This is a genomic window from Actinokineospora sp. NBRC 105648 (assembly GCF_030269645.1).
Classification (GTDB): Bacteria; Actinomycetota; Actinomycetes; order Mycobacteriales; family Pseudonocardiaceae; genus Actinokineospora.
The window spans coordinates 1-17,981 of sequence record NZ_BSTR01000056.1 but is presented as its reverse complement, the minus strand read 5'-3'; the positions used below and the strand labels follow the sequence as shown (position 1 = coordinate 17,981).

Here is a 17,981-nt window from a genome sequence, read left to right as displayed (position 1 = left end):
GTGGTGCCAACCGACGACCAGCGTAAGCAACGAATGCGCGAACGGCGGGAGCGCGTCACCGACACACCAGAGGACGCCAGTGGATTCCTACTCTGCGGCTAGCGCCCGCATCTCATGAAACTGTTGCCGTAGTTGGCTCGGTACTTCCTCCGGCGATCGCAGCGACAGGGCAAGGTCGGCCATCATCTGGGGCTTGCCGCCCGGACCGGTCTCGCTGCCGGACTGGAGCATCTCTTGCACGATCGAACTGAATTTTCCACCTCGTGCGGCGTGAAATTCGTCTGCAGTCCACGGTTTGTCGCGCTTCCATTGCTGGTTGGCAACGCGCGCCCACAACTCATCGGTGAACAATGCTTCAAACTCCTCGACCTCGTCGGGTTCACCAACGAATTCGACGATGTGGCCTCTGTCTGGTCCGAAGTGATGTGCGAGCCGCTTGTCCTGGAACATCGGGTTGGTGCGACTGTCTGCGTCGACCAAGATTCGCACTTTCCGGTTGTGGTCGTGCAGGTAGCGGGCCAGGTGCAGGGCTCCTTCGTTGTTGTCGCACGACCACAACGCAATGCCTGCCGCCTGCGATGACAGTCCCTCGGACAGTCGGAACAGGTGCGGGAAGGCCTGCTGTTCGGTGTCACCTTCGACTCCGAGGAAGAACCGCTCGTGCAGCAGGACCGTGTTGCGCAAGCCAACGCTCGCGGCGATCTTGCCCAAGAACCTGTCGATGTTCTCGTGGGTCTCGGTGCCCAGCAGTTCGACGACGCTCCGGCCCGACTCCAGTTTCAGGTGCACGACATCGGCGATGTCGACTCCGTCGATGAGGTTCATCGAGTGCGTGGCCACCACGACGTTCACATGCGGGATGGCGCTCTGCTCGAGGATGAGTGCCATGACCTTGCTTTGGTGGGCATAGTCCAGGTGGGTGTCGGGCTCGTCGTAGACGATCGTCTGTACCGGTCCGACCGCCGGGGCACCGCCTTCGGCCAGTTCGTCCTGGGCGGAGTTCTGCTCCGCCAAGAGGTTGCTGGTCCACTCCCAGATCGCCAACGATATTCGTCGTCCGCTGCCGCGCCCGGACCTGGTGAGGTCGACCGGCCCGCCGTGAGGTCGGGAGATCTTCAGCGAAGCACCGCGGAAACCGTGGGTGAAAGAAATGTCGGGATCGACCGCGACATCGGTGAGATCGGGACAGCGAAGCATGATGTGGTCTCGCAGCGACTTCGACTCGGTACACAGCCGGTCTTTGACGTCAGTCTCGATTTCCGCCAGACGGCCTCGCAGGTCCGGGTCGTCGGCGATGGCCTGAAAACGCGAAGTGAGCGCCGCTTTGACAGCGACGTCGGGGTTTTCGGCGTTGCCGTCGAACTGGAGGATTCGTGGCAGACGGGCGGCGAGCCCCTTCGGCGCCAGAGTCCAAGCTTCACCAGAGGTGTTGGCTCGTGCGTGCTCCAGCAGCACTGCGAGGTTGTCCGCCATCCGCGTGCCCGCAGGCTCCAAGGCAAGCTCCTGTACCAGGGCCTTGAGTTCCGGCGCCTTGCACTTTGATAGGTCCGCCAACCGCGTGTCGGCGGGAACAGCGATCCAGCACTGCAGCACAGTGCTTTCACTGTCGGCGATCCGCCTGATGCGGGTCTCGGCGGGGAGCGAGTACTCGGTCCGCTCCCAATCGTTGAGGGAGAACACGCCCTCGACGTCAGTGGCTTCGCAGCGATCCTCAGTGCCGGACAGGTAGGACCGGTCGACGTCTTCGAGTCGACGGACACCGAGGAGGAACGCCAGAGAGTCGATCAACGCGGTCTTGCCGCCGTCGTTGTGCCCGGCGACGATGGTCGGAGAGCCGATAGGGACGTCCTTGACCTGGACGAGTGAACGGAAGCCATTCACAGAAAAACTTTTCAAGTGCACGAGTGCGGAGATCTCCGTTCATGCATGATGCTCCCCGACAGCATCACGGTTGATGAGGTTGACATCGGATTTCCCGGGCAGGATCTCCGATCGACTGATTCTAAGGAAACGACGGTGGCTCCCATCGGCGACACGCCGTGAGGAACTCCGCCGCTCTTCGGTTTCCCGCACGAACACAGCCTTACTGGCGGGTCAACTGCCTAGATTCTAGTGTCTGCGGCCGACCCCGAAGGAGGGGTCACGAGCCCCTGCGCTGACCGACCACCCACGTCGGTCCGGCCCTCAACTGACTTGCGCCAAGGCCACGCTCAGAGGTATTCGCTCCTGCTCGACGCGCCGCGGACCCGGGCGAGTTCTCCGACTACGTTGCTCACATTCCCCCACCGCGCGGCTCGACACTCCCTCGGGTTGCACTTCAAGATCTACCACTTCGCCCGGTGGTCTCGCCGCATTTCCCGGATGTCTCAGCGGTGTGCGGCCTCGTAGGCCTTCTTGACCTCGGTGGAGATCCGCCCCCGTTCGGACACGGAATGACCGTTCTGCCTGGCCCATGCGCGGATCAGTCCCGTATCCCGCAGTTGCGCTGTCGGTGAGGTCATTGTCGCTGTCCGGGTGACGACTTGGCGGGCTTTTCGCCGGACATCCTCACCATTCACCTCGCTCATCGGCGGTGCCGGGCCGAGCTGAGTCACGCTGATGTGGTCGTGGTCGAGTTCAGCGGCCAGGTGGCTGAGGTGCGTGTGGTGGCTGAGCACGATGATCTGCCACTCCTCGGCCAGGTCCGCCATCACCTCGAGCGCCACGCGGGCGCGCGTGTCGTCGAAGGCCATGAGGACGTCGTCGAGCACCACCGGCAGCACCGGCAGGCCGCGGGTGCGGCGCTCGGCCTGCAGCGCTCCGATGCCCGCCAGCCGCAGCGCCAGGAACACCTGGTCGGCCGTTCCCTCGGACATCTCGCCCGTGCGGCGGGCGGTGTCCTCGACGTCGATGATCCGCAGCGACTGCTCCCCGCCTGAGGAATGGGCCTGCAACGCGACGTAGCGGCCCTCGGTCAACCTCTCGAGGAGGCGCCCGGCCTCGTCGAGCAGCGGGGAGGCGTGCTTGGCCTCGTAGGCGCGCAGCTCTCCGTCGAGCAGTTCCCGTTGGATCAGGACGGTCAGGTACTCCTCCACCTGCTGGTCGAGAAGTGCTGCCTGCTCCTCCGCCGCGAACTGCAACTCGGCGACCGCGGGACGGGAGACCAGTTCCTTGTGCTGCTGCTTCACCGCCCCGAACTTCTCCAGGTTCTGCTTCTGACACTCCTCCGCGACGACGAGCCGCTCCTCGGCGTCGTCCACCTGTTCCTGGAGCACCTCGTCCTCGACTTCGCTCAGCTCGGCGACCAGGGACGCCACCTCGATCGCGGGGAGAGCAGAACGGACCTTGTCCGTGTGGTCCCGGAGCAGCTCAGTGAGCCGCACGAGGTCTCTGCTCCGCAGGACGGCAGCGTCCACGTCTTCCACCCCCAGCCGTTCGACCAGGTCTGCCAGCGCCGCGCGGTCCAGGCCGAGCGCCGTGTCGACCTTTGCCCGCTTCGCTTCGAGTTCGTCGACCTGCTTCGCCAGGGCCGACGCCTCGGCCGCCGCGGTGTCGGCCGTTCTCAACCGGCGCGCGAGCTCATCGCAGCCCTCGGCAGGCTCTGCCGCCACAATGTGGTGCCTGGCGGCCAGCTCACTGAGGTCGGCGGCGAACTGCTCGTACCGCGACCGACCGCGCCTGCCCGCTTCCGCGGCTGCCTCCGCCTCGCCGTGCAGTTCCCTGGCGCGGTCGACCACACCGATCCGGTGCGTCCAACCGTCGGGTCGAAGGTCGGCGAGTCCCACAGCTGTGGTGCGGTCGAGCCAGGCGGCGGCGAGTTCGTTCTGGTGGCCTTGGGCCTTGTGCAGGTCCGCCGCCGCGTTCTCCCGTCGGTTCGCCTGATCGGTGGCGCGCACGCGCTGCTCTCGCGCGGCGTCATCCTCGGCGATCAGCTCCTCGGCGGTGACGAGCAGGCTCGGCAGGTCGGCTCCTCGGCGATCGCGACCTGCCTCGGCAAGGCGGGCGGCGAGGGTGTCTCGCTGCCGCTCGACCTCGGGCCACCACAGCTGCACCGCCGCCGCCGCTGCGGTTAGGTCACCCTCGGCGGCGAGGACGTCGTTCAACTGCTTCAGCCGCAGCGCGGCCTCGGCCGGTTGCGGGGCGGACAACGACGTGGGCGACCAGAGCTGGTTCCAATCCAGTTCGCAGCGGGCGAGTTCCTCCTCCAGGCCACCGAGCAACTCCCTGGCCTCCTCCGCCTCGCCACTCACCCGTCCGAGCTGGTCGAGGAGCGCACGGCGCTCGGCAGCAGCGGCCAAATCTTCGGCCAGGCGGTCGGCGAGGTCGTCCGCGTGGGCCACGGCGCGTTCGAGCCGGGTCGGCAGGTGCGGCGCCGCGGCGACGGGCTGGCCGCCCAGCCATGAACTGATCGCCGTCGCGACCAGGTCGTCGCGCTCGTGTCGCGCGACCGCGAGCGAGTCGTGGTCGGCGATCTCCCGCTGCTCGATCCCCTGCAGCGCCTTCTCGGTATCGACGAGTTCGGTGTCGGCCTCGACCACGCGACCTTCAGCCGCGTGGACCCTGTTCCGCAGTCGGGTGATGTCGTCTCGGAGGCCGCTGACCCTGGTGGCGTCGGGAAGGGCCGCGATCCGCGTGGACGGGGGCAAACCCAGTTCGGCGAGCTTCGCCGCCTTGCGGCGGGTCGCCACCAGCAGCTCGTCCTGCGCTCGTCGATGCGACTGGTGTGCGGAGTCTTCTCGAGTCGCCGCCCGCACCGCTTCCCGAACCGCCGCGACAGCCTGCGGGTCGGTCGTCTCGGTCGTGCCCAGGCCGTCGAAAACGGTCTCTTCGGTTTCGAGCGCTGTCTTCCGACGCCGTACCTCGGCCCGGGCCTCGGACAACCCACTCGCCATCGCGCTGAGTTCGGCGGCGCGGTCAGCCCCGATCCAGACCTGGCCGATCAGGTCGGCGGTGAGGTGCTCGGGCTCCACAACAATGATGGAGGCGAGAGTGTTTCTCGCCTCGGTATCGAGCCGTTCGGCCTCTACCTCGGACTCCTCAGCGGTTGCCCGGCCGTGGAGTGCGCCTTCGACCTCGCGGTTTAGCCTGCCGACAGTGCCGCGGTCGGAGCGGAGGGCCTCATCGACGCTCACCTCGGCGAGTTGGACTCGTTTGGTGTCGTTGTCCCGGTCGTACCCGCTCTTGACGCTCTCCGCCTGCTTGATCCGGGCCGCCAGTTCAGCGTGTTCCGCCAGCTCGGACTCAGACAGGCACGGCCCCTCCGCTCTGACCTCCGCGACGCGCCGCGTGGTGCCGACGAGTTCACGGATGCTGGGCATCACGCTCTGCTTGGTCTGCACTAGGTCGAACTCGCCCCGGGCTTCGTCCACCGCTGTTTTGGCGAGAGCACACAGCCCTTTCAGTTCCTTCATCTCCTGCAGGGCCTCCTGCACGCGGTCTGCCGCGACCATGCGCTCCGTGACCTGTTCGGATGCCACGACGAAGTCCTGGAGTGTCTTGCGCACGATCTTGTTCTTGGCGTTGCCGTGGGACTTGTACAGCTCGTCGCACCGCCTGGTGAGTTCGTCGAGCACGTGGCCGACGTCCTGCCCGCTGCGGGCACGGAAAACCAGCTCAGCCAGGTCACCGTCCCCGTCGAACAGGCTCTTGCCACCCTTGCGCAACTCGGCGTGCGAGAGTCCGTACGACCGCAACCACTGCTCACGACTGTCGCCCGGACCGCGCCAGCTCTCCGGAACGAGGAGGCCTGTCCCAGCGTCGACCAATCCCGATGCCCGCCGTGTCACTGTCAACTCGATGCCGTCGGGCAAGCACAGGTCCGCGTGCAGGGCGAGGATCGGCCTGCCGTGCCGAAAGGCCCGCGTGGAGCGTGCGGGTATGGACCACAGCAGATCGGCGAGAGCGTCGAGCGTGGTGGACTTTCCCGTCTCGTTGTCGCCCAACACGAGCGTGAGAGCGGGTCCCAGGGCGACCGAGCGGTTCTCGAACACCCCGTACCGGTCGAGGTGCAGTCTGCGAACGCGCATCAGGCTCCTCCCCCGGACAGGCGAACCAGCAGCGAGGCGACCGCGTCCTCGACCAACCGGGTGTGGTGCTCCGGGGAGCCGAGATCCACGCCGCGCTTGCGCAGGACGCGCCCGACCTCTGCACGCAGTGGCCTGACGAACTCCTCGATGGCGGCCGGATCAGCGGCCAGATCACGGCCAGCGTGCTGGATGGCGGTCAACAGGTCGGGGTCCACTGAGGTGTCAGCGCTGGGGACGGATGCCTTCGACCCCGTCTTCTCGACTGTGACTGACCACTTCGCCGCGGCGTCCACTACCGCGTCCCGGAGCCTCTCGCTGTCGGCCAGTTCAGCGGCGGCGGTGGTCGCGCCGACCGTGGTCACACGGGCGACCAACAACCTGGTCCCCGCCGCTGCCGCGGCGTCGGCCAAGGCTTGGTCGACGGTCTCGATCGCGTCGTCGAAGGACTCCCGCCCCGTGACATCGACCTGGAGCGACGCCCACCTGGCAACGTCCAGCGGGACGAACTCCGGTCGCGCCCGGCCACCCGGCTCGATGTCCACGACCAGAGCGCCCTTCGGCCCGGTCTCCCTGATGTGCCTGCCCTGGAGGTTGCCTGGGAAGGCGGCGACCCACTGTCCGTCGTTGACGATGCGGCGTGCGTGGACGTGACCGAGCGCGAAGTACTCGTACCTGTTCGCGCTCAGGTCCCCCGGCTTGCAGGGCGCATAGGTGTCGTGGCCTTCAGCACCCTCCACCGCCGTGTGCAGCACACCCACGTTCGCCAGGCCACCGACGCGGTCCGGATAGGCGACGACCAGGTTCTCGGTCACCGCTCGCTTGGCGAAGCTCTGGCCGTGTACGGCCATACCCCGGTCTTCCCAGAGCACCGTCTGGGCCCGGTCGGCGTCCAGGATCGTGACGCTGTCCGGTAGCCGGACACTGCGGCTGATCACGCTCTCCGCGTCGTGGTTGCCCGCGGCCACGACCACGCGGATGTCCTCGTCGTGCAGGCGGCTCATCTGCTCCTGGAAGAACCGGCCGGTGGCGTAGTCCCGCCAATCCCCGTCGTAGATGTCCCCCGCGAGCACGACGGCGTCAGCCTCGCGCTCGACCGCCAGGGACACCAGGTTCTCCAAGGCCCTACGGGACGCGGAAACCAGGCGATCGGCGGTCTCCCGGCCCGCGTACCTGGTGATCCCGGTCAGCTGGCTGTCGAGGTGGATGTCGGCCGCGTGGACGATGCGGGGCACGTCAGCCCACCACACCACGGTTGATCAAGACCATCATGATGATCGAATCGCCACACCTCCGATTGTCGCTACACCCGGCGACGAACACGATCGGGTGATCGCGATCTCGGACGAGCACGGGACGGGCGGGTTTACTGCGGGTGCGCCGACTGGCTGCGGGATGGTGGAGAAGTCGAACGAAGGTAGGGGATTTCCACCGACAACTTGATTCGATGGTGTGACTGCCGTCGATGGTAGCCAGTCGGTGCGGCTATCGGCCGATCCGTCGCAGAACAAGATCGTGCCGTTCACCAACTCAGGCGAGCACCTGCAAAATCTTGGGGCACAACTACCACCACTCCGCCGCTGTCGCGGTCACATGACGCACCCATTCGACGGTCCATGGTAGACCACCAAAAAGGCGGAGAAGGCCACGCATGCTCGGAGGGCCGACATCCGGGGTGCAAGGGGTTGAATCGGAGTGGCACGAGCCTCGTACTGCGGCCGCCCATGGCCGAGCATTTGACAAACGCACAAATGTCACCGCTCTGACCAGGGCGAACGGTCTCTGTGGTCGCGGTGTGGTCGCACGGCGGGCACGCTCGGTGCGGCGGCCTGTTGTGGGCCCGCCGACAGGACCGTTCGAGCCGAGGAGTGTGTGATGAAAAGTCCGACACGGGGAAGGGTCTACCGCCGGTGCGCCTGCAGGGGTCCTGACGGGCGGCAGCGGGGTGCGAGGTGCCCGAAGTTGGGGACCAGGGGGCATGGTCGTTGGTCGTTCGCTGTGGACTTGGCGACGGTGAACGCTGCCCGGAAGACGATGCGCCGCAGCGGGTTCGCGACGCGTCGGGATGCGGAATCCGCTCTGGGGAAGGTGTTGGAGTACGAGCGCAGCGGTCTGCATGTGGACGACCGGGAGACGGTGGCCGAGTACCTGCGCCGGTGGTTGCAGGTCAAGGCGTTGGAGCTCAAGCCGACCACCATGGCCGGGTACGAAGACTATGTGTTAAGGACTTGGTCCCGGCGCTCGGGGCGCTGCGGTTGGAGGAGCTCAGTCACCGGCACATCGCTTTGTACATCCGCGACCAGCTCGGACGCGACCGGCTCGGACGCGACCGCGGTGCGACCACCTTGCGCCGGTGCGTGGCCACCCTGTCCAGCGCGCTGGGCGACGCGGTCCGTCAGCACCGTCTGTCCCACAACCCCGCCCGGTACGCCACCGTGCCCCGGCCGCCGAAGCACGAGCGGGCGTGCTGGACACCGGCCGAGGCGGCCCGTTTCCTGCGCCACTGCGCCGAGCAGGAGGATCGATTGACGAACCTCTTCGAGGTGCTCGTCGGCACCGGCTTGCGCAAAGGAGAGGCGCTGGCCCTGCACTGGGAAGACGTGAACCTCGACGACGGGGTGCTCCTGGTCCGCCACACCCTGTCGAACATCAAGAACACCACCCCGGTCTTCACCGCCCCGAAGACCAAGTCCAGCCACGCGTGGGTCTGCCTCTCACCCCGCGTCGCCGCCGCCTTCCGGGACCAAGCCGCCCGACAACCCGGCCGGGACCTGGTCTTCACCCGCGAGAATGGCCAACCACGGCGCCCCGAGTACGTGCTGCGCCACTTCCACGCCCTCACCGCCGAGACGGGTCTGCCCAGGATCCGGGTCCACGACCTCCGCCACTTCGCCGCGACGACCATGATCAGTGCCAACGTCCCGCTGGCCATGGTGTCGAAGACGCTGCGTCACTCCACGGTCTCGACCACCACGCAGGTCTACACCCACCTGCTGCTGCCCGCGGCCCAACAAGCCGTCGGGGCCATCGCCGACGCACTCGACAACGCCGGGCAGGAATCAGGCGACCACATTGCGACCACAAACCCGTAAAATGAGATCAGCGGGCTTGTCCGTGAGGACAAGCCCGCTGATCACGACCGTCGGGCTCCTGAGTCGGTATTCGAACCGCTTTGACCTGCTCGAACAGCTTCAACTAAACCACGACATCAGGCATGCCGCCGCTCCACGGCCGTCCCAGGACCACACGTCACCACGCCCCGCGCCGTCCCGGTCCCGGTGGTTGCGTGACCGGTTCACGCGTCCCGAACTGGATGCCATGGTGGATCTCTACCGATCCGGCGCGACCGCTAGCCAGGTAGCGGACAGGTACGGGGTCGGTGTACGGGCGGTGAAACGGCTTCTCGCGCAACGCCACGTCCGCCGCGACCACGCCTAGTACTCAGGGGTTCGCTGGCCCCGGACCGACACGGCCCGGGGCCACGGGGGCTATGTTTTTTGCTTGATGTAACAGGTAAAATTGTTCCACGCTGCTTGCGTAATGGCGACATGTCCAAGTTCCCTGGATTTGGTATCGCGAATCAAGGTATTGGCTCCGCTATCGGCAACCTCGACGCACTGGTCTTGACCGGTGCCGGTTGAGCGTGAGGATTTTCTCCACTTAGTGGGGATGTTCAGATCGATAGCGGCCACTGTAGATCTCCAATTGTTCGATACGATCCGCAATCAACTTCGCTGAGGGTGCGGAGTCGATCGCAGCTGACAGAATCTGGCTGACGATTCGTATAAATGATGAAACGTCGTTTGTGTCTTCGAAAAACAGACTCTGCTTGCTGTGATCTACCTGAACGACTGGAGGCTTGTCTGCGAACTCGACCAGGGAGAATGGTCCTTCTTGTATTGCTGGCGACCAGCCAGCAGCAAAGGGTAATATTCGAATCTCAACGTTGGCCCTGCTTGACATCTGGAGTAACTCTCTAAGTTGATGCGCCATGACATCCGGGCCGCCGATCATGAGATGAAGCGCGGCCTCGCCAACAATAGCTACAAGTCTGGCCGCACCCAGTCGGTTAATTGCGTCCTTGCGACCAAGTCGGACTGCCACCATGCCGCCTATTTCGTCGTCAGCGGCGTTGTCTTGCCGAAGCATCGCCCGCACGTAATCTCCCGTTTGGAGCAGTCCGGGTATTAGTAGCGCCGATACTGTTGTAATCATTTGGGCGTTTCTCTCGATTTCAAGCAGGGTCACGATTTTCCGACGCTTTGGCAGGTATTGCTTTGAGGTTTCCCATGCCAGTCTTTTGATAGCGTCGATCTGCTCTGGTGTAGCTCCAATCGCGGACCCGTAGCGTGCTATGTGGGGAACCTTTAGCGTTCGTTCGCCGGTCTCCCATCGCAGCACAGTAGATGGCGCAACCCCAAGTGCTTTGGCCACTTCCCCGAGCGTGGCGCCGTGACTTTTGCGTAGGGCACGCAATTCCGCGCCAACAGGTGATGATTCTCGCCCAGTGGTGGCCATGGTCGAGATGATAACGAAACTGCCCTCTCTAAAATTTGCCGCCCTATACGCCGTTCCCCCATTTGATATATTGCGCGGCTTCGTTGCGCCCTGGATACTACCTCCAAGCCATTCGGCAAAAGTTGGCAATAAATGGCAATTGACTCCGGTCGATGAAAGGGAGTCGACCGGCGCCATTCCCCGCCGGGTCACGGGCGGGGACATCTTGAAAACAGATGACAGGAGGCGGCATGAGGGGTTCGAAATCGAACTGCCGCCTCCTGTTTGGCAATCACACGATGGTCATTACGTTTGAGAGCAGGGGAGGGTCAGTGCGTACTGAGTACGTAGCGACAGTGGAGGGCAGTCCGATCACGTGCACGGTTTATGGCGGCGAGATTCACATTTCGATCGGATCGGACGGGCAGATGTCGCGGGTGGCAGAGATGACCCTGGTGATAGACGAGGACAACGCGGCGGTGCTGCTGCCGCAACTTGAAGAGGCGTACAGGCGTGTCAGCGGAAGATAAGGCCCATAAAGGCGCGCCGCTGAACTTCGGGGACTTTCGTTGGTATGTAACAAAACTCCATCCGGAACCGCGTGGGTTGGATCATGCTGTGTGGGCGCGGTGGTATCTGGCTACAGCCAAGCCGTACCTGTGGTTGGCGATGCACCCGGCAGTGGACCTGCGGAGCCGAATTGATGCGCTCTGCGCTGGGGCGAGTCGCCTTCACAGGTCATTTGATCTGTGGGTGAATGAGCAGTGATCGGAGAAGGTAATCAACTGCGGTAACGTACTAAAAACGTGGGGCCGGTTCGCGGGAACGAGATTTCGCGAACCGGCCCCACGTTTGGCTTGTCCTAATTGGACTCTACGATCGTGGTGTTGTCCAATTGTCGTACGAGGCTGTGGGCGAGGGTCCAACGGATCAGGGGGTCATCGAATCGACGTATGTCGGCGCTAGTAGCTCGCATCCCGGTGGGACCGGGTTCGTAGGTGGCTCCCCATACCCCGGCGATGGGGTAGCTACCGACACGGACCAGGACGTGCCCGCGTCGCAGGACTGGGCACAGGCGGGCGGATAGGTCCGCGCATTCCTTACAGATGGGGGGTTCGGTGACGCCCATCCCGGCGGGCCAGCCGGGCCAGTCTTGGCGGAAGTCCCGCAGCATCCACATAACCCCGCCGTCGGGGTGGCGGTGTGCGGGGCCGCCGCACACCTGACACAGCAGTCGTCGCATGGCGCGGCGTTGCCGTAGAGGGTGAACGCCCCCGAATATCGGCCGCCCGGTGCCGGGGGTGGCGGGTGCGCGGGTCCACAGGATGCCCCGCCGATCTCGATCAGCCACGGTTTCGTCGGGATAGGCGATCCCCCCGGCCGGGTGCGCGATGACTCGGGCCGGTGGGGTGGTTTCGCTGCTCCAGGCGGTGACGTAGGGGACGGTGTGGGTTACGGCGGCGCTGGTCATGGTGGGTGCTCCGAGTATGGGAATCGGTGTGGATATGTGGGGATTGAAGGCCGTGTTAGGGGTGGCCTTCGGGGCGTTTGTGCCGTTCCAGCCAGTGCAGGCACTCGAAGACGCCCCGCGCGGTGTCGGTGAGATTCGCGATTTCGTTGCCCTCGCCGAAACTGTCGGTCTCAATGGATGTGATGACCTGAGTGGCGTAGGTGATCAGGTGGCGAAGGTCCTCGATCAGCGACGGCACACCCCAGGGCCACGACTCGCGCGTATACGGTCGCAGGAATGGGCGCGGGCGGGGCCGTGCGCTGCGGCGACCAAGGAGGAACGCGGTCGCGGTCCCAGATACCAGTACTCCGAGCGCGGATGCCGCGAGAACGCTACGGCGCATAACCAATTTCCTTGCTTTCAGCGGGTGTGGTCGATAGCGATATGACTCACGCAGTAATGCACTTTCACGACGGCGTAGGGGTCGAACGGGCATTCGGTGGGGACGGCGAACCCGCACTCCTCGTCGGCGCACAGGACGAACCACTCGTGCTCTGGGCTGTCGGTGTGGGCGAGGTCGGCGTAGGGAGTCACACGGCGGCGGTCGCGCGGCTCCAGGGTGGGCATGTCACGGGGGCGTGCACGGCGGCGAGCTGGTCTCCGTCATTCACGACACCAGCGTTCGTGTTGGTGCGTAAGGCGAAAGCATCGTGTTCGTGCCGTGCGGGGTGGTGAAGGACGGTCCGACCGCGTACAGCACCGAGCGGCGGGGGTTTTGTGGGTCAAGGGTCAACGCCCACCGCAGTACCCACGACACATCACCCCGGTAATGCTCGGTGACCCATTGCGGCCGCAGTGGGTCAGCCCCGGCGATGTGGGGTGCCCGGTAGGCCAGTGCCCGCGCACCCCACACCATGACCACGTCCACGGCGCTGGGTCGCGTTATGCTCGCGCCGAACGCCGCTGGCCGGTGTGGGTCGCCGAGTGGTCCGACGTACCAGCGTCGGCGGAGCAGCTCCCCGAGGTAGAGGTCCAGCCAGAACGTGTCGAGGTTCGCAGTAGAGGCGGCCATGGGGTTTCCCACCTGGTGTCGTTGTGACTGTGTCGGTCGGGCTGGTCGCAGCCTGTTACCGGGGTGGTGACGCGCGCACGCCCTTGCCCACATGCGGTTGGGCATGGCAAACCGGCATGGCGACGTGTGCGGTGAGGGCATGTACTTGGCGCATATCCGCAGGTCCGAGCCGGGAGCGCCGCTTTGATGGGGTCACGGTGCGCGGTCGGTCAGCTACGGTGAGGCTGAACGCGTTGGGTAGCACCCGGAGGCAATCACGTGAACGTCGGCGACGATGAGGACCGAGCCCCGATCGACCCGGCGATCTGGGACGCTCCGACGATGCGGACCGCGCTGGCCGCGCACGACATCGCCAGCGTGTTTCAACTGCTCAAACGGGCGGGTGTGCCACAAGGGCGGATCGCCGCGCTCACCGGTCACACCCAGCCGGACGTGTCGCGGATCATGAACCGCCGCCACCTGGTGCAGTCCTACGCGGTGCTGGATCGGATCGCGACGGGTTTGGGTATCCCTCGGGGGCTGATGGGCCTTGCGTACGCGCCGGGATCAGACCCCCACGCGGCGGTGAACCTGGTGGCGCACGACGGGCGAGAGACCGTGAAAGGAGAAGTGGGCGTGCAGCGACGGGCATTCATCGCGCTGGTAGCTCAAGCGGCGATCGTGGGCGGACTGTCGGAGGTCGACCTAGACCGCCTCGCCGCGGTGACCGGACCGTCAGCACCGGGAGCCGCGGCGTTCCCGGGCAAGGTCGGCGACTCTGACGCCGTCACCCTGGAGGACACGGTGGCGTTCTTGCGGGCCCAGGACGGCCAGGCGGGCGGGGGCGCGGTGCGGGCCGCCGCGACCGGCTACCTGGACTGGGCCGCTTCCCTGGCCACCGCGTCCGGCACCGATCCGGTGAAACGGCGTATTCAGGTCGCCCACGCGGACCTTTACAGCGTCGCGGGGTGGGCGAGCTTCGACATTGGGGACCACGCGACCGCCAAACGGCATCTGGGCATGGGCCTGGCGATCGCGAAAGACGCCGACCAACCCGATCTCGCCGCCACCATCTTGTGGCAACTGGGGAGGGTTTTCCTGCACGCCGAAGACCCTGACGGCGCCCTAAAAATGTTCCAATTGGGCCACGCCGCCGCGCAGGACGCCGATAGCACCCACGCGGTGGCGCTTATGCACATCAATAGCGCGTGGGCCTACAGCGAGATGGGCAAGACACACCATGTCGCCACGTTGGTGGCGCGAGCGTCGGAGGAACTGGAACGCGCCTGCGGGGACGCCCCTTCGTGGCTGACTTTCATGGGACACACGGAAATCCAGGGCATCGCGGGGGTGTGCTACGCCGCCCTGTCCGCTCGCGACCGCACCTACGCCGATACGGCGTTGGAGCACGCGAGCACATCACTGCGAGCCCGGGCGGCAACGGACACGCGTCGGCGCGCGTTCGATCTGATTGGGATCGCTACCGCGCAGCTGCGCGCGGGTGATCCCGACGCCGGGTGTCAGAGCGCGCACCAGGCCCTAGCGGTGTCCTCCACGGTGCGCTCGTCGCGGTTGACTGATCGGCAAGCGTGGATCGCGCACGCCGCCCGCCTGTATCCCCGCCACTCCGGCGCGCGTGAGCTGGTCGCCACGCTGTCCGCTCCCACCCACCTCTAGCGGCCCTGGGCGGTCACGAGCGCGCGAGCAAGGGTGGTCCAGCCCCATGCCCCGTGTGGGTGTGGGCTGGATCTCACCCTCCAGTGGTCTACACCAACACCCCCACCGAGCCTTAGTGTCGTGGTGTCCACAACGGACCACGAACCGACCCGAGGCAGGGAAGCCCCGTGACAGGCACGGCAGCACGCGACCGGCGACCGATCTCGCCGCGCGTCGACGGCACCAACGGCGATCTAACGCCGCCCTGATCCCTGATCGGGTGAAGCCCCGGGCATTCTCGCCCGCGAGGCAATAGCGAAATGTTTCCCTATTTCGTGAATCACACGCAACAGTGTTCCATTCCGTTGCGTGTCACTGCCCATTTTCTTTGTCTACCAACAGGAGTACGTCATGGGTGAGTCCATTATGGATACGAGCCGTATCGAGGATATGCGTGCGCGGGTGCGGCATCTACGCGAACGGGTGGAGGCGATCCAGGTGCGTCTCGCGCGCGTGGTGGAGCAGATCGCCCACCTCGATCCCGATATCACTCGCGATCGATGAGCGCCGTGAGTGTTTCCAGCATGTGCTCAATCCTTTCAAGACGCGCTTCCATGGACGCTAGCCGGTCCTCGTCGTGCCCATGCGCGTCAAGGTCCGGCGCGGGGACGGCGGTGACGTAGACGCCGCTGCCGTGCACGGCCCCCACGAGTCCTTCGGCCTGCAACGTCATCACCGCTTTTTGGGCGGTACTCACCGACACGTCATGAGCGCGGGCAATCGTCGTATAGGACGGCAAAGCGTCGCCGATCGCTATACGGCCCGCCGCGATGTCCTCGCGCAACTCGTCCGCGATCCGCATATACGGCGCTCGCGCCGCAGGTGGTGTCGTGTCGCTCATAGGCGGGGACTCTACGCGCATACAGCCCACACACCGCGTGCACCATTCCGTTTCACCGCAATCGAATCACCCGTTGGTGATCCCTCACTGCTCGCGCTGATCGCGTACTGTCCGAACAGTGCCCACAGGGGGCGCGAAACGGAAAGGAGAAATCGCGATGAGTACCGAACCTCCATCCGCCGCCGATCCCGACCCGATTCCCGTCGATAGCCCTGATAGGGGTCCGTGCCTGCCGTGGACCCATCGGCCCCGGCTGTTGCCGGTGCTACCGGGGTGGGTCCGCTCGTGGGTCACTCTGTGGGCCGCCGCCCGCTGGGTCACCCGCTACGGCGCCCACCTGAGCGTGTTCCACCTCGTGCGGTTCCCGCTGTACGTACTGCGGCTGGCCTGGTGCGCCCCGCGCGGTCTCGCCCGCCTACTCACCGAAACCGCCGCGTGGGTACTCGACGGGGAAGGGCGCCCGCTGCGGGCCGGGGCGGTAGCCGAAGCCACCCCCGATGTGTATCTGCGGTTGGTGGCCGAGCGGCGGCGGCGGGTGCGCCTGCGCCTGGCCCTGCTCGCCGTCCTGGTCGTCCTGGTGGTGGTCGCCGTGCTACTGGCGCCGCTGGCCCCCACGTGGGTCCGGGCCACGGCGGTCACGCTGGTGGTGGCGGGGTTGGGGTGGGCCGGTATCCCAGCCGACGCGCCCCTCGCCGGTCCGGCGGTGATCCCGCACCGGGTGCAACGCTTGACCGCCGACGTCATCACCCGCGCCCTGTTGGCGTTGGGGATCGCCGAAATCAACAAAACCACGAAAGCCGGTGGCGGGGTGTCGTTTCCGGCGCCGATCACCCGCGACGGGCCCGGCTGGCGCGCGGACATCGACCTACCCCACGGGGTCACCGCCGTGGACATCCTCGACCGCCGCGACCGCCTCGCCTCCGGCCTACGCCGCCCCGTGGGCTGCGTGTGGCCAGAACCCGCCCGCACCGAACACGCCGGGCGCCTGGTGCTATGGGTCGGAGACCACGACATGAGCCAAACACGCGCGGTCGCATGGCCGCTAGAAAAACGGGGCACCACAACACTGTTCGAGCCCGTTCCGCTGGGGCAGGACCCACGCGGACAACTCGTGAGTGTGCCGCTGATGTTCTCCTCCGTCCTCATTGGAGCAATGCCCAGACAAGGCAAGTCTTTTGCCTTGCGGGTGTTGCTGTTGGCCGCCGCCCTCGACCCTCTCGCCGAACTACGGGTTTTCGATTTCAAAGGCACCGGGGATCACGGCTATATCCAGAAAATCGCCCACCACTACGCCTCGGGAGCGGCGACACCCGCCACACTCGACGCGTGCATGAATAGCCTGCGGCAGCTCGTCCACGACGAGCTCGTTTCCCGGGCGGAGACGATTTCCCGGCTCCCACGGGATGTGTGCCCGGAAAGCAAAGTCACCCCGCAGTTGGCCGCCGCCGGGTTGGGGCTGCACCCCATCGTTATAGCGGTCGACGAAATCCAAGAGTTGTTCTCCCACCCCGATTATCGGCAAGAAGCAGAAGCCCTGTGCACGGCGCTGATCAAACGCGGCCCGGCACTCGGGATAATCCTGATCCTGGCGACACAGCGGCCCGACCGCGAATCCCTTCCGACCGCGATATCGGCGAACGTGGGCGTGCGTTTGTGTTTGCGGGTTATGGGACAGGTAGAAAATGACATGGTGCTCGGCACCAGCTCCTACCGGGCGGGCATCCGCGCTACTAGCTTTTCGGCGCAGGATCGGGGAATAGGCATCCTGATCGGGGCATCCGATGAGCCGCGCACCGTCAAATGCGCCTACATCACCGCCGAAGCAGCAGAAGCGGTCGTGGGGCGCGCGCACGCCGCCCGCGCGGCGGCGGGCACCCTCACAGGGCACGCCATCGGCGACACCACCACCCGCGATGAGCCCGTCGCGGTGTCGCTGCTCGCCGATCTCGTCGCGGTCACCCGCCCCGAGGAAACAAAGATTTGGCTCGAAGTCTTGGCGGATCGGTTGATGGATTTGCGGCCCGACATCTACCGGTCATGGGCCGAACGCGACGGGGAAACCAAAGCACGCGGCCTATCAGCGGCACTGAAACCCTACGGGGTTTCCACATCGCAAGTATGGGGCACCACAACCACCGGAAAAAGCGCCAACCGACGCGGGATTCGCCGCTCGGATCTCCTCGCCGCGCACCGCGACACCACCACCAGCGGCGCCCGCCACCGGGCGGCATCGGGCGGAGACCTAGCGGCCACCCCCGCTAGACCTAGCAGGCCCACTAGCAACCAAAACCAGCCCTGGGACTGCCCCGGGTTCGGTTGACACTCGGGGTTGATGGTTCTCAAGCCGCCTGAGCGGCCTTGTAGATGGTCTCAAACTCGACTGGGGTGAGTCGCCCGAGGCTCCGTTGTCGGCGTCGTCGGTGG

14 protein-coding genes are annotated in these 17,981 nt (G+C 65.7%); 5 read left to right on the top strand and 9 right to left on the bottom strand.

From position 1 onward, the window contains the following. Nucleotides 1-87: 87 nt before the first annotated feature. From QSK30_RS31665 to QSK30_RS31655, 3 genes are all read right to left on the bottom strand, one after another. The gene (locus tag QSK30_RS31665) at nt 88-1,881 is read right to left on the bottom strand and encodes a TOPRIM nucleotidyl transferase/hydrolase domain-containing protein (RefSeq protein ID WP_285508553.1); all 1,794 of its coding nucleotides are present in this window, start codon (nt 1,879-1,881) and stop codon (nt 88-90) included. A gap of 485 nt (nt 1,882-2,366) precedes the next feature. After that, a complete protein-coding gene (locus tag QSK30_RS31660; RefSeq protein ID WP_285508552.1) occupies nt 2,367-6,005 on the bottom strand; it encodes an AAA family ATPase in 3,639 nt (1,212 codons plus the stop codon). Further along, a complete protein-coding gene (locus tag QSK30_RS31655; RefSeq protein ID WP_285508551.1) occupies nt 6,005-7,237 on the bottom strand; it encodes a metallophosphoesterase family protein in 1,233 nt (410 codons plus the stop codon). Before QSK30_RS31655 ends, QSK30_RS31660 begins: the two co-directional genes overlap by 1 nt. A gap of 993 nt (nt 7,238-8,230) precedes the next feature. Between QSK30_RS31655 and QSK30_RS31650 the strand changes: the two genes are divergently transcribed. After that, nucleotides 8,231-9,094: a tyrosine-type recombinase/integrase gene (locus QSK30_RS31650; protein WP_285508550.1), complete on the top strand. Its 864-nt coding sequence runs from the start codon at nt 8,231-8,233 to the stop codon at nt 9,092-9,094. 396 nt (nt 9,095-9,490) lie between these two features. Here the strand turns inward: QSK30_RS31650 and QSK30_RS31645 are convergent, their stop codons facing one another. Together QSK30_RS31645 and QSK30_RS31640 are read right to left on the bottom strand one after the other, a co-directional pair. Further along, nucleotides 9,491-9,694: a DUF397 domain-containing protein gene (locus QSK30_RS31645; RefSeq protein ID WP_285508548.1), complete on the bottom strand. Its 204-nt coding sequence runs from the start codon at nt 9,692-9,694 to the stop codon at nt 9,491-9,493. Beyond that, entirely contained in the window at nt 9,663-10,520 is an 858-nt protein-coding gene (locus tag QSK30_RS31640; RefSeq protein WP_285508546.1) for a helix-turn-helix domain-containing protein, read from the bottom strand. Before QSK30_RS31640 ends, QSK30_RS31645 begins: the two co-directional genes overlap by 32 nt. A 311-nt stretch (nt 10,521-10,831) precedes the next feature. Here QSK30_RS31640 and QSK30_RS31635 point away from each other — a divergent pair, with 311 nt between their 5' ends. After that, nucleotides 10,832-11,029 carry a hypothetical protein gene (locus QSK30_RS31635; RefSeq protein ID WP_285508544.1) on the top strand — a complete coding sequence of 66 codons (198 nt, stop codon included), beginning with the start codon at nt 10,832-10,834 and terminating at the stop codon, nt 11,027-11,029. Between the two features lie 996 nt (nt 11,030-12,025). Here QSK30_RS31635 and QSK30_RS31630 read toward each other — a convergent pair. The 3 genes from QSK30_RS31630 to QSK30_RS31620 all read right to left on the bottom strand — a co-directional run bounded on the left by QSK30_RS31630 (nt 12,026) and on the right by QSK30_RS31620 (nt 13,021). Continuing rightward, nucleotides 12,026-12,208, bottom strand: coding sequence for a hypothetical protein (locus tag QSK30_RS31630; RefSeq protein ID WP_285508542.1), 183 nt, complete (start codon nt 12,206-12,208; stop codon nt 12,026-12,028). A gap of 161 nt (nt 12,209-12,369) precedes the next feature. Next, complete coding sequence (locus tag QSK30_RS31625; protein ID WP_285508540.1) at nt 12,370-12,576, bottom strand: hypothetical protein; 207 nt, start codon at nt 12,574-12,576, stop codon at nt 12,370-12,372. A gap of 40 nt (nt 12,577-12,616) precedes the next feature. Beyond that, nucleotides 12,617-13,021 carry a hypothetical protein gene (locus QSK30_RS31620; protein WP_285508538.1) on the bottom strand — a complete coding sequence of 135 codons (405 nt, stop codon included), beginning with the start codon at nt 13,019-13,021 and terminating at the stop codon, nt 12,617-12,619. A 258-nt stretch (nt 13,022-13,279) separates the two neighbouring features. Here QSK30_RS31620 and QSK30_RS31615 point away from each other — a divergent pair, with 258 nt between their 5' ends. Both QSK30_RS31615 and QSK30_RS31610 read left to right on the top strand, forming a co-directional pair. Further along, nucleotides 13,280-14,677 carry an NsdA family TPR-like regulatory protein gene (locus QSK30_RS31615; RefSeq protein ID WP_285508536.1) on the top strand — a complete coding sequence of 466 codons (1,398 nt, stop codon included), beginning with the start codon at nt 13,280-13,282 and terminating at the stop codon, nt 14,675-14,677. Between the two features lie 348 nt (nt 14,678-15,025). Continuing rightward, the gene (locus QSK30_RS31610) at nt 15,026-15,220 is read left to right on the top strand and encodes a hypothetical protein (protein ID WP_285508534.1); all 195 of its coding nucleotides are present in this window, start codon (nt 15,026-15,028) and stop codon (nt 15,218-15,220) included. Here QSK30_RS31610 and QSK30_RS31605 read toward each other — a convergent pair. Continuing rightward, complete coding sequence (locus tag QSK30_RS31605) at nt 15,204-15,557, bottom strand: winged helix-turn-helix domain-containing protein (protein ID WP_285508532.1); 354 nt, start codon at nt 15,555-15,557, stop codon at nt 15,204-15,206. The genes QSK30_RS31610 and QSK30_RS31605 overlap by 17 nt on opposite strands. Before the next feature lie 157 nt (nt 15,558-15,714). On the opposite strand from QSK30_RS31605, the gene QSK30_RS31600 reads away from it, so the two are divergent. Continuing rightward, nucleotides 15,715-17,877, top strand: a complete 2,163-nt coding sequence (locus QSK30_RS31600; protein WP_285508531.1) for an FtsK/SpoIIIE domain-containing protein — start codon at nt 15,715-15,717, stop codon at nt 17,875-17,877. Nucleotides 17,878-17,981 lie beyond the last annotated feature (104 nt).

Coding starts and splice junctions, on each gene's coding strand:
- QSK30_RS31640 (WP_285508546.1), bottom strand. CDS start 10,520: ATGGCCACCACTGGGCGAGAATCATCACCTGTTGGCGCGGAATTGCGT.
- QSK30_RS31600 (WP_285508531.1), top strand. CDS start 15,715: ATGAGTACCGAACCTCCATCCGCCGCCGATCCCGACCCGATTCCCGTC.
- QSK30_RS31625 (WP_285508540.1), bottom strand. CDS start 12,576: ATGCCCACCCTGGAGCCGCGCGACCGCCGCCGTGTGACTCCCTACGCC.
- QSK30_RS31660 (WP_285508552.1), bottom strand. CDS start 6,005: ATGCGCGTTCGCAGACTGCACCTCGACCGGTACGGGGTGTTCGAGAAC.
- QSK30_RS31605 (WP_285508532.1), bottom strand. CDS start 15,557: ATGAGCGACACGACACCACCTGCGGCGCGAGCGCCGTATATGCGGATC.
- QSK30_RS31620 (WP_285508538.1), bottom strand. CDS start 13,021: ATGGCCGCCTCTACTGCGAACCTCGACACGTTCTGGCTGGACCTCTAC.